Here is a 13,183-nt window from a genome sequence, read left to right as displayed (position 1 = left end):
GCCAGGCATACCCAGAGGAAATCCGCCTCCCGGCAGGCTGTGCTCTCCACTCACAATTCTAAGGATTCTGAAGCCTCCACAAGCGATGCTGTTCGCGCAACCGTGCTTCTATTGAGACGAGTTGGCCAGGATAATCGAGGCCAGTGAAGCTCTGCGCTGCAACATCTGCTGACAGCTGGACGAGATGCCAAGGGGTATATTCGTGAAATGGATTTAGTCCCATCACGTTGCCTAGCGAAAGGTCGCTGGGCGGGGGAGCTGCCAACAGTTTCGCGAACTTCGCGATGGCCGTATTGATTTCCCACCCTGAGATGAACAGCATAAGTGCGCATAGGGCGAGAAGGGGAACCGGCGGACCCTTCCACCTAAAGGATTCTGGGTGGATCGGGCTGAACTTAATGCCTGCGTTTTTAGCAACGAATCCGCAGAGGGCCAGGGCCGCATCGTAATAGGGGCGCAACGTGCTTACGTTGAAGACCTCCTGGTTTTTGTATCTGGTGGCCAGTTCCTGAGCCCGGCGCCAATGTTGCGGCTCAACAGGCGTCTCTCTTAGAAGATCGAAGAACGCGAAGTATTCTTCGGTAAACTGATACTTCGCTGCAACCGCCCAATCGAAACCCGGCATCTCGGCTTGGGCTGGATGAAAGGCCCACCGGTAGTGATGTGGATGACGGCGAAGACAGCGAACCCACTCGATCTGCTCTGCCGCCACAACGACGTGGAAGCGGCTGGCAGCTTTTAGCTCAAAGAACCACTGCCGCATGGCGCGAATAGAGGATTGATCGAAAAGCTTCTGGTCTATGCCCTTGCAAACGAGCTGCCGGATGAGGCGTGTCTCGGCAGACTTCTCCGATCCTAGATTCAGGAGACCGTCCGGCTGAGTGACCGCGCCGTCGTCGTTGCCATAAAATTCGCAAAATGGATGATGGGCGTCATGACCATCCTGTCCCACGAACCGGAAGTGAGATTGTCGGATCAGTTTTTGCGTTCCGCGCGCCCGGGCCGAACGCACAACTTGAGCACCGAGCCTGCCGCAGGACGAACATTGGATATCTGACCGTATCCATTCGCTGAATTTGGGGTCGATGTCAGAGGCCTGCTCGGCCGAAATTGGTTGGGTTCCCCTCAGCAACCCGGCGAGCTGTTCTACGTCGATTTCGCGGGCATAGTGTCGTGAGTAAGCCGTAGTTGCCATCGAACCTCCATCATGATGCATTTGCCGGTGGCCAGATGGCTTTCCCTCGGCCGATCCGCGAGGCCACGGCAAGCTCGTCGGTCTTTGAGACTTCAGCCACGATAAGGCTCGGCTTTGGATCGCTGAGCGATTTCCTAAAGGGGACGAGGCGGCGATAATCGGGCGTAGTGAGCCAGGTCTTGCCTTCGTCGCCAGGATCGGTTTCGACTCTATAGAGGCCAGGTTTGGGATGCCGCGATCCGGCAGGCACGTCGAACCGGCGTGTGAATGATCCGACGGTCCACTTTTGGGCTCCGCCGCTTAGAATTTCGATGCGGAATCGTTGCCAGAGCGCTGCTGTCTCTGCGGTCGGCCACTCGCCGAGATCGGTAAACGCGGCGATTTCGTCGCTGGCCAGCCATTCCCGCATCTCGGCGGGGGAGACGAATTCGGCCGCACCATCGCGGACGGCTGCCATTGCCGCGCGCCGCGAGGGCAGGCCGGCCCGTATCAGCATCGCCATCATGAGCTGTGGAACACCTGTTTCCAGCGTGGCCGCGCCACCTCCGGCAACAATGTCCGGCGACCAGCCCCGGCTGACGCGACGGGTGCGAACAGCCTCTAACGCCCAGACCAGCCGATAGGTGAAGGCGTCTTCCACAACGCGCATGTTGTGAGCGCCGATGACGGTCACGTCGGTGCCGCTGATCCACTGTTTGAGAAGCGTCCGCCAATTGGCGGGAAGAGGATTTTTGGTGTCGGGGATGAAGGGCCGGATGGTAAGGAGCCGTTCGGCAAGGCCGGTCAAGCTCTCTGCGAGCTCGTCGATCTCGCCGGGAAGAGCTGCTGCATCGGCGCGGTCAATCAGTGCATTTAGGTCGCGTGCCATCGTATCGATGGCGAGGCCGGCCTCAAGGCCGACGCCCATCGCGAAATGTCCCCTCCGTGCGCGCTCAGTCGTCGACTTCCAGATCAGGTTGGCGCGCGCCTGGAGGATCAATTGGTGGAGCGCCTTCTTGCCCTCGCCTTCGCGCTCGATCTGGCGGGCCCAAAGTGACCCTTTCAAAGCTTCGTCGAGAAGGCGTGGGAGATCGGCCTGGTCGGCATCAAGCGCTTCGATCAAGCCAAACACGGTTGCGTCGAGGCGCTCGATAAGCTGCGAAAGTGGTTCTTCCTCGATCTTCTCTTCATCATCGTCATCATCGGCGGCTTCCTCGTCGTCCGCGTCGTCATCCTCTGGCTCGTCCGGGTCTTCGATAACGACCGCCGCCGCTATAGCGGCTTCTTCAGCGGCCGATGTCCAAGCCGCCCGCGCGTTGGCGAGATATTCAAAAGCGTCCTCACGCTCCAATACCCCTTCGCTGGCAAGGCGGCTGATGATCTCGGCGACAATCTGGATGAGGCCACTTTTCAAAGTGCGTGCTTTGATCGACTCGACAAGCTTGCGCCACATGCGATGCCGCCAGTCGAGCTTGTCGAACATCGAATGGACGATGAGACCTTCTACGTCCACGAACGCTCGCCCGGCGCGGCCGGCGACGTTGGCGAACTCTTCGCCGGTGACGAGCGTGCCCGATCGATAGAGCACAGGGACCAGAAGGACTGCCGCGTTCAGATTGAGGCCCTGCGAGAGGGTGGGCGAGGCAATAATTACTTTCAACACGTTCTGGGACAGGAGGGTCTCAAGTTCGCGCAGGAATGGGTTGGGCAGCCGCCCGTGATGAACGGCAACGCCTGCCTTGAGGCAAACGACGGCGGGATGAGCATCGCCGAGCCATTCGCAACCAACCTCGAGAGCCGGTGCGATCGACGCTTCGTCGTCAAGCAGCGACGTGAGATAGCCCCGTTTGCAGAGATCGACGACTTTCTTGCCGTAACCCTCGACCCAGTTGGCCTGAGTCGAGAAGATAAGAACCTTCTTCCCCTGCGATGCAAATTTCCACGCGGCGAACAAGGTCAACTGACTGTTTAACCGCGGGTATGGAAGCTTTTCGCGTCCCTTGGCGGGCACTGCTTCGACGAAGCGGTCTATGAACGGCCCATTTTGATCGAGGTCGAACGTGAGCCGAGCAGCCCGCGACTGCCAGCGCAGCGCACCATAACGTTGACGGGTCGGCCGCCATTCCGACCGAACCGGATCGCCAGGTTCGTCACTCCGAATCCACGCTGTCAGATCATCGAGCTCCTCCCCGCCAGGAAGGATCGCCGACAGGCAGACAATACGCCTGTTGTCGGCGTCGGATCTCCTGAGAAGTCTCTGGACGAGCGTTTCATAGCGGATCTCGCGCTCGCTTGGACCGATCATGTGGCCTTCGTCCAACACGATTAGGCCGACGTCGTCGATAATGCCTGGGTCGTTCCGGAGAGCAAAGTCGAGCTTCTCCGGCGTCGCGATGACGATGTCACGTGTGCGCAGCGCGTCCTCGTCGCCGGCGGAAATTCCGCTGGCGCCGTAAAGCGACGAGACGCTGAATCCCAGCGGCGCAAAGGTCTTCCGAAAGGATCTCTCGGTCTGCGCCGAAAGGGCGCGAAGGGGAGTGACAATCAGGACCCGCTGGCCGCTGGACAGCGCCATCAGGGCGGCGATCTCCGCGACCCGCGTTTTGCCGGCACTTGTCGGTAACGACACGACAAGGTCGTCGGAGACGTCGGCCGAGCGCTTGGCCGCTTGGCGCTGCGATGGCCATAATTCGACCTCGGCGTTCTTGCGCGCATAGAGCGACCCAATGAACATTTGCCGCAGCTGCGGATACTTCTCTGCTCCACCGTCCGGAGGTGTCAGCGGAAGATTCACATGGAGAGAATGGGCCCACAGATCGTCGATGAGGCTCAGGCAGAGCTTGCTAATCCACCACAGCGGCACATTCTCTGCGTTGTTTGCCAGACTGACAGCGCCATTGAGAAGATCGCGAGCGGACTCCAACAGGCTAGCCTCGCCGGTCTGGAGCGCGAAGTCGAAAAAGGCGAGAGCGCGGCAAACGGTGGTGTTCAGGATAACCACGATCGCTTCGTCTTGATCGAAGAGTTCGAGGTCGAGCGAGAACGACACCGTGGCATCGGAATGGTCATCGTCGATCAGCCATTCGCGCACAAATGCGCGTAGACGATCGAGGTCGCGCAGGACCAAGAGCATGATTGCCGTCTCGGCAGGTGCCGCGTTACGATTCTCCTCCTGCTCGTTGAACAGCGAGTACGCGACTGCAGAAAACCCTGCGAGATGATATGCGGCGGCTGCGATCGTTCTTCGGAAGCCTCGGTCGGCGGCATCTGGATCACCGTTGCGAACGAGCGATTCAAACGCATTGGCAGCGCGTTCGAATCCGCGACTTGTTAGATCGGAGGCGCCGGTTGCGTCGCGCAACGAAAGTGCCGCCCGCAGGACCGAGAAACCGTGTTCCGCCAGGTCGGTGTCGATAGTTGCGCCAAGAGGCGGTGCGCCGTCAGGGAGGACGCCGTCCTCACGCATCAGAGCCCACGCGGCTCCGCGATAAAGGAGCCGGTTCCAAACTCCGTCCGCCGTCGCAACAGTGAGAAAGGCGCGAAGTTCGTCAGGCGTCTCCAAGTTTTTGGACCTCCTTGTACATCTGGGCGATGAACTCCTGGTGGTCCTCGATATGCAGATTTACAACGTGGTGATTTCGATCGTTGCTCGCGGCGTCGAGGTCGGCCTTCAGCGCCGCCGGTGGCACGTTTCCTGACATTGTGAAAAGCATGTGGTCGACGCGGGACTTGCGAATGGCCTTTGTCCCGATGCCGTCCCTTATGGTCCGGCCTAATTCGACATCGTTCTCATCGTCGCTTTCGAGGAGACGGTTGGCGACGAAAAGGAGCGAATCTGGTGTGCACCGACCGTCGTGCCGACAGAGCGCTTCCCGTGCTTTCGTAATCGTGGTCTTTCCGAGGACTTTATTGCTTTTCGCCTCGCCTTTCAAAAGCCAGAGCTTTTCGTCAGGGTCGTACCCGACACCGATGAAATCGTCGCCGCGTAGAGCCATCTCCCGCCCGTCTTTGTAGCGTAGGCGACGGACCGGAACACGGAAGCCGATTTCTTCCTCGACCAGCTCCGTCGCGATGATCTCACCGAGTTCACCCGAACGCGCCTTTGCGGAAGTGGGCAAGACGGTCCGCAGGATCTCGGCGGCACCGTCGTAGCCCAAGCGCGCGACGTCATCAGCGATGCGATCGAGACGATCGTAGTGCGACCGCATCGTCTCCGCTAAGGTGTCCCGAATAGCTTCCCGGCCGTCTTCCTTTTCGACGAACGTTAGATAGCGCTTGCGGTCGTCCTTCGTGCCCTCTTTGTCGCACCAATCTTCAAGCAGCCCCATGAATACCTCGATCGGCGTCGGTCGATCGCAGGAGCGCTGAGGCCTGGGGTCGAGTGCGATTTAAGCTGCGAATGCTGGTCATCGCACTTCCCCACGTAGCGGATTGATCACTGGAATGTCGGAGAAATCCTTCTCATTGTCAGTGACGACTGTGCAGCCGTGAGCCTCGGCGACGGCGGCGATGATCGTGTCGAGCGCGCTGCGCGGGCGGCCCCGTGCTTTGCCGTCCGCCATGAGCCGCGCCCAGATCAGGCCGGCGTTCTCGTCGAAGGCCAGCACACGGCCCGCGAAGAGCGCCTGTGGGCCCTCTGGCCCGGAGAACCAAGTCTCAAGTTTATCGCGGCGCTTGCCGGCCGGCTTCTCAAGGACCCCTCGGCGGATTTCAGCTACCGTCAGCGAGGCAATGAAGAGATCCTCGTCGTTTTGTTCACTCATCCACGTGAGCAGGGATTCCGAGGGAGCCGGCTTCGCGATGTCGCTGATGATGTTCGTATCGAGCAAGTAGCGCATCAAATCTGAACTTTACGTCCTTCCTCGCGGGGACGGGTCAGATCGAGATCCGCGCCCACAAGGGGAGATCGTCGGAGCGCAGCCAGAATGCCGCCCTTCTTTGGTGGCTCACCGGTTATAGTCTGACTGACGGCTGCGCGGAGGCGCGAAGCCTCTGGGCCGTCTTCTGCCAGACGACGCGCCAGCGAACGGATGAGGTCGCGATCGGCATCGCGACCAAGCACTTCGAAGCGCGAGAGGCCGCGCTCGCTGAGGCGAGATCGATAATTCTGTATGGCGCGTTTCTGCGAGCTGCCCACGGTGACCTCCAGCATATTTCCAGTAATATAGCCAGACGGTCGCGTTTTAGCAAGGTCCGGTCGGTTGAGTGCTCGGCTCGCCCGCGGCCCGATGGCATCAGTCCGGTCTGCGTGATATGCCTCGGTTGACGGTCCTTTTCGCGGCGAGTCGAGTGAGCCGGTCGGGGTCACGAATTGAAAAATTCGCCCAACTGGCAGCGATAGTTGGCGAGACCTCAAAAAAAAATTAGGCGGGATTTTCCCTTTAAAATCAGCACCGTAATTTTTTGACGGGCCCGGCGTCGGAGTTTGCGTGGCGCGAGAATAAATTTGCGAGTGATTTCAATTGGTTATATGCTGTTTGAACAATCGAGTGGGAATGAGCTTAGGCCCGCCGATCAGACCTGCCACACCAGCGGCAGGCTGGTAAGAATACCAACATTGCCGGCCCGCATCGTGGTGGGGCGGGCCGGATCGATCGCGAAGGGCGGCATCGCGGCCAACCAGGCGCGGAGGAAGGCGATCACTTCCATCCGCGCCAGCCCCACGCCGACACAGCGATGCGCGCCCGCGCCAAAGGTGGTGTGGTGTAGCGGGTTGAGCTTTCGCTCGAAATCGACCCGCTCCGGCGTGTCGAAACATGCGGGATCGAGATTGTGCAACACGCCGGGCAAATACACGATGTCGCCAGCCTGGATGGTGAGCGATCCGACTGGCACATCGACCACGGCATTGCGCGAGACCGACGCGGATGGGTAGCGCCGCATCAGTTCATCGGCGGCGGCGGGGATCAAGGTCGGGTTTTCGCGCAGCAGCTGCTGGTCCTCAGGATATCGCGCGAGGTGCATTGCGATCATGCCGAGCATCGCGGCGACCGTGTCGAGCCCGGCAAACAGGATGTTGCGCGCCATCCGCATCGCTTCGTCGAGCGTCCAGGCGCGTCCCTCGATCGGTTCGGCAATGATGCGGCTGAGCAGATCCTCTCCCGGTTGAGCGAGGCGCGCCGCGATGTACGGGCGCAGATAGGCATCGACCGCATCGCGCAGTTCGACCACCCCCATCGTGCCATCCGGACGCGTGAGTTGCGCACCCAGCGGCCGGAGAATGGCGCGATCTGCAACCGGCACATCGATCATCGACAGGAACACATGGACGGGCAGAATCTCTGCGAAATCGGGCATGAAATCGCACGTGCCACGCCCGATTAGGTCAGAAATCAACTCTTCCGCCAGCGCGGTGACCGAGGCTTCCAGCGCGACGATGTGGCGGCCGCCAAAGCCCTTCATCACGGCGGCGCGGAAGCTCTTATGCTCGGCCCCGTCCTGCTGCAGCGGGATGAGGCGCATGGTCTCGCCTAGGCCTGGGGTGACCGCGAGCACTTCGCTCGAGAGGCGGGCGGCGTCGGCCCATAAGGCGCGGACCACTGCGCCGCGCGTGGCGATCCAGTGTCCGCCATTGGCGGTGGTCCACACCAAGCCGTCGCCATCCGCGCGGTGCAGGGTTTGCCACGCGGCGAAATAGTCGGTCTCGGCACCCGGCGGGTTGAAAATGTCGAAATCGACGACAAGCTCGGGCGGCACATGGGCGGGGATTACGTTCGACATCCTTCAGCTCCTGCGGCTCCCGGTCTGCGCCGGGTTCTGGAAAGTCTGTGTTAAATCAAAGCGTGCGCCAGCCTTGCCAGGCGCGGAAAGGCTTTGACCCGTTCGGCGGCGTCAGCGTTGCTGGCGGTGCCGCGCAGCACCCGGCCCTTGATGCCGTGGAAGATCGCGGCCAGGCGGAAGTAGTTGAAGGCCAGGTAAAAGTTCCAATCGGGGATGCCGTTGCGGCCGGTGCGGGCGCAATAGGCCGCGATATAGGCGTCCTGGCTGGGCAGGCCGAGCGCGACCGGATCGGCGCCGCCCAGCCCGGCGACGATGTCGGGCGGCATGGTGTAAAGCATTGCGTGATACGCGAAATCGGCCAGCGGATGGCCGAGCGTCGACAATTCCCAGTCGAGCACGGCGAGGATGCGCGGCTCGGTTGGATGGAAGATCAGATTGTCGATGCGAAAGTCGCCATGGACGATGCGGGTCTCGTCATCGGCGGGGATGGCACCGGGCAACCACGCCACGAGTGCGTCCATCGCGGCGTCGCGCCCGGCCAGCGTATCTGCTTGATATTGCTGGCTCCAGCGCCCGATCTGCCGCGCGAAATAGCTGCCGGGACGCCCGAAAGTGCCGAGCCCGACAGCGACCGGATCGAGCCGGTGCAGGGCGGCGATGACGCGGTTCATTTCGTCATAAAACGGCGCGCGGGCGGCGCGTGGCAGGTCGGCGAGGCTGGCGTCCCAGAAGATGCGGCCTTCGACCAGTTCCATCACGTAAAAGGCGCTGCCGATGATCGTCTCATCGGCGCAAATGGCCAGGATTCGCGCCACGGGGACACCCGTTTGCGCCAGCGCTTGTTGCACTTGCGCCTCGCGCAGCACGTCATGGGCACCTTTTAGAACCGGTCCCGCCGGTTTGCGCCTCAGCACATAGCGCGCCGAGGACGTGATGAGGCGATAGGTCGGGTTGGACTGGCCGCCATTGAACTGATCGACGCGCAGCGGCCCGGCAAAACCCGCGATGTGCGATGCCATCCACCGTTCGAGCGCGGCGGTATCGAAGCGCGTGCGCATCGCGCCCGTGCCGCTATTGGCCGCAGCGATCGCCGAGGCGGACCGCGCATCACTCGGCATGGGCGGCTTTCCAGTCGCGCTTGATTTTCTTGGCGAGGCTCCATTTGTGGACTTCGGTCGGGCCGTCATAGATGCGGAAGGCGCGGACTTCGCGGAACACCTGTTCGACGATCGTGCGATCGGTGACGCCGGTGCCGCCCATCACCTGGACGCAGCGATCGGCGATGCGCATCAGCGCTTCCGATACCGCGACCTTGGCCATGCTGCTTTCGACCGTGCCGAGGCTGCCGCTGTCGAGCACGCCGGCGGCCCAGTCGATCATCAGTTCGGCCTGTTGCAGGTCGATCCGGTTTTCGGCGAGCATGAAGCCGACTCCTTCATGGTCAATCAGTGGCTTTCCAAAGGCGATGCGGCGGTTGGCATAATCGACCGCGATCTCGTGCGCGCGGATGCAGCAGCCGAGCCAGCGCATACAGTGGGACAGCCGCGCGGGACTGAGGCGGATCTGCGCATATGTGAAACCATCCCCCGCCGCGCCGAGCAACTGGTCGGCAGGCACGCGCAAGTGATCGATGGTGACGGTAGCGTGGCCGCCGGGCATTGACGTGTCGATCGTGTTGGGAACCTCATCGATGCGGATCGCTGGGTCGGGCAGGTCGACGAGGAACAGGCACGCGCCGCCCGCACTATCCGCCTCGGTCGATTTCGCCATGATGATCCCGACCTGCGCGCCGACCGCGCCGGTGATGAAGCACTTCTTGCCCTCGATCACCCAATGGTTGCCGTCGCGGCGGCAGGTCGTCCGCATCATCGACGGATCGGACCCGGCCCCTTGCAGCTCGGCAGGTTCGGTCATGAAGAAGGCCGAGCGGGCGCGGCCTTCGACGAGTGGCGTCAGGAAGCGCGCGCGCAGTTCGGGCGAGGCGACATGGCCGATCAGATACATATTGCCCTCGTCGGGCGCCATGGTGTTGCACGCGAGCGGCCCGAGCGGGGAGAGGCCGGACGCGATGAGCACGGTCGCGGTCTCGCATTGGGTGAGATGGCTGCCATCGGGCAGGATATGCGGGGTCAGCACGCCTGCCGCGCGGGCGTGTGCGCGCATTTCGTCCACCAGCGCATCGGTCGGCGCGCCGTGATGGTCGCGGCGCGGATCGGCTTCATAGGGAATGATGCGGTCGCGCACAAAGGCTTCGACGCGGGCGGCGATTGCCTGGGCACGCTCGGTTGGCATCCCCTTATCCGATCTTGCGCAACGGATCGCTGCCGTCCCAGTCGCGCGCGGCGTCGCGCATCATGGCGAACAGCGCGAGACCGCCGTCCATCGGTTTGACATATTCGACGATATGGCCGGGACCGGCACCGGGATCGGCATAGATCACTGCGCCGCTATCGCCGACCTTGCCCTCGATGAGCACGGTCGCCCCGGCGTCGAGCAATGCGCTACGCGCGTTTGCGATGTCATCGACCAGGATGCACACATGATGCAGTTGATCCTTCACCGCATAAGCGCCGGTATAGATGGACGGGCTGTCATTTTCGGGACGGATCAGTTCGATCTGCAGATCCCCCCAATAGCCGATCGCCACCGAAATTACCGCGTCGGTTGGTTGGCCGAGATAGGTCATGTCGCCCAACTGGATGTTTTCGAGCAGGAAGAACGGGCCAACGCCGACCACTTCGGTCCAGTGTCGGATCGCCGCATCGAAATCGGACGGCAGATAGGCCAGTTGCATGATCGGGCCGAGGTGCGTGAGCGGGCCGCGTTTGGCCATGGGGTGTCTCCGGTTAGGTCAGCGGAACAGAGTTTCGGGCGCTTCGAGCAAGCCGACCAGCGCCTTGAGGAAGTGCGCGGCGGCGGCCCCGTCAATCGCGCGGTGATCGACCGACAGCGTCAGGTTGAGGCGTGTTTCGAATCCCGCCGTGCCGTCCGAGCGTTCGTAAGCCACGCGCCGCGCCGCGCCCACCGCCAGGATCGCGCCTTGCGGCGGGTTGATGATCGCGGCGAACTCCTCGACGCCGAACATGCCCAGGTTCGAGATCGAGAAGGTGCCGCCCTCAATATCGTCATGCGCCAGGCGACCGGCGGTGGCCTTGTCGATTAGCGTGCGGGTGGCGTCGGCGATCTGCGCGACGCTCTGGCGATCGGCTTGCCGGACGATCGGGGTGACCAAGCCGTTGGGGCTGGCGACGGCGATCGCGATATCGGCATGGGCGAAGCGGTGGAGCGTAGTATCGCGCACCTGGACGTTGACATCGGGATGCTGCGCCAGCGCGACGCCGCAGGCGCGCACCAGATAGTCATTGATCGACGCCTTGCTGCCGAGCACGAGATTGGCGGTCTTGCGCAACGCTAGCAGATCGTCGAGCCTGGCGCTGGTACGCAGGTAGAAGTGCGGAATCTCCTGCTTTGCGCGGGTGAGGCGTTGCGCGACGACCTTTCGGATGCTGTCGAACGGCACCACCGTCGGTGCGTTGGCGACCGGGGTGAAGGTGGCCGTCGCGCTCGACGCAGAGGGTGCCGGTTGCACCAGGCGCAACACGTCCGCCTTGGAAATGCGACCGCGCGGCCCGGTGCCGGTGACGGTGCCAAGGTCGATGCCATGCGACGCGGCGATGCGGCGGGCGAGGGGGGAGGCGAAGACCGCCGCCGTCTCCGGCGCGAGCGGCAGCGTGCCCGCCGGAGCCAAAGCGATGGCCGGGCGCAGCGCCTGCTGGACATCCTGCAGCGTGATGCGTCCGTCGCGCCCCGAACCGACGATCGGATCAAGATCGAGCGCGCTTGCCTCGGCCAGTTTGAGCGCTTCCGGGCTGATCGCGCGGTTGGTGAGCAAGCGCGGCGGGGCGGGCGATGCAGCGGATGGAGCCTCTGCCGGGGTTGACCTTGCGGCGGCGCTGGCTTCGGCCGGGCGGAAGCCCGCGATAAAGGCATCAATGTCGGCGGCGGGCGTCCCCGCTTCGGCGATGACCGCCAGCAGGGTGCCGACCGGATGGGCATCGCCGCCCGATGGCACCAGGATGCGCGCGAGCACGGCATCAAGCTCCGCCTCGACCTCATTGGTGATTTTCGCGGTTTCGATCAGGCACAGCAGATCGCCACGGCGAAAGGCTTCCCCTTCGGTGACTTTCCATTCGGCGATCACGCCTTCGGTCATCTCGATGCCCCATTTGGGCATACAGAACGGGCGAATTGCGGGCATGGCCATCGTCCTCAGCGCCAGTTCAGCACGCGACGCACTGCCGCTTCGATCTTTTCGACCGAGGGCAGGTAGGCGCTTTCAAGCTCGCGCGCGAAGGGGATCGGGGTGTGCGGCGGGGTGACTTGCTGCGGCGGGGCTTTCAGGCTGGAAAACGCCTTTTCGGCAACCAGCGCGCACAGGTCGGCACCCAGCCCGCAGCGCGGCGGGGCCTCATCCACCACCACGAACCGGCCCGTCGTTTCGACGCTGTCGAGGATGGTTTCCTCATCGAGCGGGCTGGTGGTGCGCAAATCGATGACATCGCAGCCAATGCCCTGTGCCGCGAGCGTATCCGCCACGGCCTCGCACAGGCCGAGCAGCAGTCCCGAGGACACCAAGGTCACGTCGCCGCCCGCGCGGGTGAGGCGGGCATGGCCAAACGGGATCATGAAGTCGCGGTCGTCGGGCACTTCGCCGCTCATCGCGTAGAGCGCCTTGTGTTCGAGGAAGATCACCGGATCGTCATCACGGATCGCGGTGCGCAACAGGCCCTTCACGTCGGCGGGGGTGGAGGGCATCACCACCTTCAAGCCCGGCATACCGGTGAGGATCTGGTGGACCGACTGGCTGTGTTGTGCAGCGGCGTTATAGCCCGCGCCATAGGCCATGCGGATCACCGCCGGGCAGCGCGTCTTGCCGCCGAACATATAGCGGAACTTGGCCATCTGGTTCCAGATCTGGTCTAGCGAGACGCCGATGAAATCGGCGAACATCAGCTCCGCCACCGGGCGCTTGCCTGATAAAGCGAGGCCGGACGCCGCGCCGATGATGGCGCTTTCCGAAATGGGCGTATCGATCACCCGCTCGGCCCCGAATTTGCCGAACAGGCCGGTCGAGGTCGACCAGATCCCGCCGATCGCCTCCGGGCCGCCGGGCGTGCCCATGCCGCCGACGATATCTTCACCCAGCACGACCACATCGCTGTCGCGCTCCATTTCCTCCATGATCGTGGAAAGAACGGCGTCGCGGTACATCATGGTGCTCATCGTGTT

At 62.7% G+C, this 13,183-nt stretch carries 11 protein-coding genes; all 11 read right to left on the bottom strand.

Annotated elements, in window-relative coordinates; all coding sequences use genetic code 11:
• Nucleotides 1-58: 58 nt before the first annotated feature.
• The 11 genes from H4W01_RS11930 to H4W01_RS11880 all read right to left on the bottom strand — a co-directional run bounded on the left by H4W01_RS11930 (nt 59) and on the right by H4W01_RS11880 (nt 13,177).
• Nucleotides 59-1,195, bottom strand: a complete 1,137-nt coding sequence (locus H4W01_RS11930; RefSeq protein ID WP_209611170.1) for a hypothetical protein — start codon at nt 1,193-1,195, stop codon at nt 59-61.
• A 10-nt stretch (nt 1,196-1,205) separates the two neighbouring features.
• Nucleotides 1,206-4,736: a DEAD/DEAH box helicase gene (locus tag H4W01_RS11925; protein WP_209611168.1), complete on the bottom strand. Its 3,531-nt coding sequence runs from the start codon at nt 4,734-4,736 to the stop codon at nt 1,206-1,208.
• The gene (locus tag H4W01_RS11920; RefSeq protein ID WP_209611166.1) at nt 4,723-5,502 is read right to left on the bottom strand and encodes a Hachiman antiphage defense system protein HamA; all 780 of its coding nucleotides are present in this window, start codon (nt 5,500-5,502) and stop codon (nt 4,723-4,725) included. Before H4W01_RS11920 ends, H4W01_RS11925 begins: the two co-directional genes overlap by 14 nt.
• Before the next feature lie 78 nt (nt 5,503-5,580).
• Nucleotides 5,581-6,012: a type II toxin-antitoxin system VapC family toxin gene (locus tag H4W01_RS11915; RefSeq protein WP_334685247.1), complete on the bottom strand. Its 432-nt coding sequence runs from the start codon at nt 6,010-6,012 to the stop codon at nt 5,581-5,583.
• Nucleotides 6,012-6,326, bottom strand: a complete 315-nt coding sequence (locus tag H4W01_RS11910; RefSeq protein ID WP_209611161.1) for a hypothetical protein — start codon at nt 6,324-6,326, stop codon at nt 6,012-6,014. The genes H4W01_RS11915 and H4W01_RS11910 overlap by 1 nt, the downstream gene beginning before the upstream one ends.
• A 362-nt stretch (nt 6,327-6,688) precedes the next feature.
• Complete coding sequence (locus H4W01_RS11905) at nt 6,689-7,894, bottom strand: cytochrome P450 (protein WP_209611159.1); 1,206 nt, start codon at nt 7,892-7,894, stop codon at nt 6,689-6,691.
• Between the two features lie 50 nt (nt 7,895-7,944).
• On the bottom strand, nt 7,945-9,012 hold the full coding sequence (locus H4W01_RS11900) for a phosphotransferase (protein ID WP_209611156.1): 1,068 nt from the start codon (nt 9,010-9,012) through the stop codon (nt 7,945-7,947).
• Nucleotides 9,002-10,186 (bottom strand): acyl-CoA dehydrogenase family protein, encoded by a 1,185-nt coding sequence (locus H4W01_RS11895; RefSeq protein ID WP_209611154.1) that lies wholly within the window; start codon nt 10,184-10,186, stop codon nt 9,002-9,004. The genes H4W01_RS11900 and H4W01_RS11895 overlap by 11 nt, the downstream gene beginning before the upstream one ends.
• Before the next feature lie 4 nt (nt 10,187-10,190).
• On the bottom strand, nt 10,191-10,727 hold the full coding sequence (locus H4W01_RS11890; RefSeq protein WP_209611153.1) for a VOC family protein: 537 nt from the start codon (nt 10,725-10,727) through the stop codon (nt 10,191-10,193).
• A gap of 18 nt (nt 10,728-10,745) precedes the next feature.
• The gene (locus H4W01_RS11885; protein ID WP_209611152.1) at nt 10,746-12,152 is read right to left on the bottom strand and encodes a 2-oxo acid dehydrogenase subunit E2; all 1,407 of its coding nucleotides are present in this window, start codon (nt 12,150-12,152) and stop codon (nt 10,746-10,748) included.
• A gap of 11 nt (nt 12,153-12,163) precedes the next feature.
• Entirely contained in the window at nt 12,164-13,177 is a 1,014-nt protein-coding gene (locus H4W01_RS11880) for an alpha-ketoacid dehydrogenase subunit beta (protein ID WP_209611151.1), read from the bottom strand.
• Nucleotides 13,178-13,183: the final 6 nt, after the last annotated feature.

The organism is Sphingomonas sp. PL20 (genome assembly GCF_017875905.1).
Classification (GTDB): domain Bacteria; phylum Pseudomonadota; class Alphaproteobacteria; order Sphingomonadales; family Sphingomonadaceae; genus Sphingomonas; species Sphingomonas echinoides.
The sequence above is the reverse complement of the archived record's forward strand: the minus strand, read 5'-3'. Positions and strand labels throughout refer to the sequence as shown.

Excerpts from the sequence above, each read along its gene's own strand:
- H4W01_RS11895 (WP_209611154.1), bottom strand. The coding sequence starts at position 10,186 with ATGCCAACCGAGCGTGCCCAGGCAATCGCCGCCCGCGTCGAAGCCTTT.
- H4W01_RS11900 (WP_209611156.1), bottom strand. The coding sequence starts at position 9,012 with ATGCCGAGTGATGCGCGGTCCGCCTCGGCGATCGCTGCGGCCAATAGC.
- H4W01_RS11920 (WP_209611166.1), bottom strand. The coding sequence starts at position 5,502 with ATGGGGCTGCTTGAAGATTGGTGCGACAAAGAGGGCACGAAGGACGAC.
- H4W01_RS11890 (WP_209611153.1), bottom strand. The coding sequence starts at position 10,727 with ATGGCCAAACGCGGCCCGCTCACGCACCTCGGCCCGATCATGCAACTG.
- H4W01_RS11930 (WP_209611170.1), bottom strand. The coding sequence starts at position 1,195 with ATGGCAACTACGGCTTACTCACGACACTATGCCCGCGAAATCGACGTA.
- H4W01_RS11880 (WP_209611151.1), bottom strand. The coding sequence starts at position 13,177 with ATGAGCACCATGATGTACCGCGACGCCGTTCTTTCCACGATCATGGAG.
- H4W01_RS11905 (WP_209611159.1), bottom strand. The coding sequence starts at position 7,894 with ATGTCGAACGTAATCCCCGCCCATGTGCCGCCCGAGCTTGTCGTCGAT.
- H4W01_RS11885 (WP_209611152.1), bottom strand. The coding sequence starts at position 12,152 with ATGCCCGCAATTCGCCCGTTCTGTATGCCCAAATGGGGCATCGAGATG.
- H4W01_RS11910 (WP_209611161.1), bottom strand. The coding sequence starts at position 6,326 with ATGCTGGAGGTCACCGTGGGCAGCTCGCAGAAACGCGCCATACAGAAT.
- H4W01_RS11915 (WP_334685247.1), bottom strand. The coding sequence starts at position 6,012 with ATGCGCTACTTGCTCGATACGAACATCATCAGCGACATCGCGAAGCCG.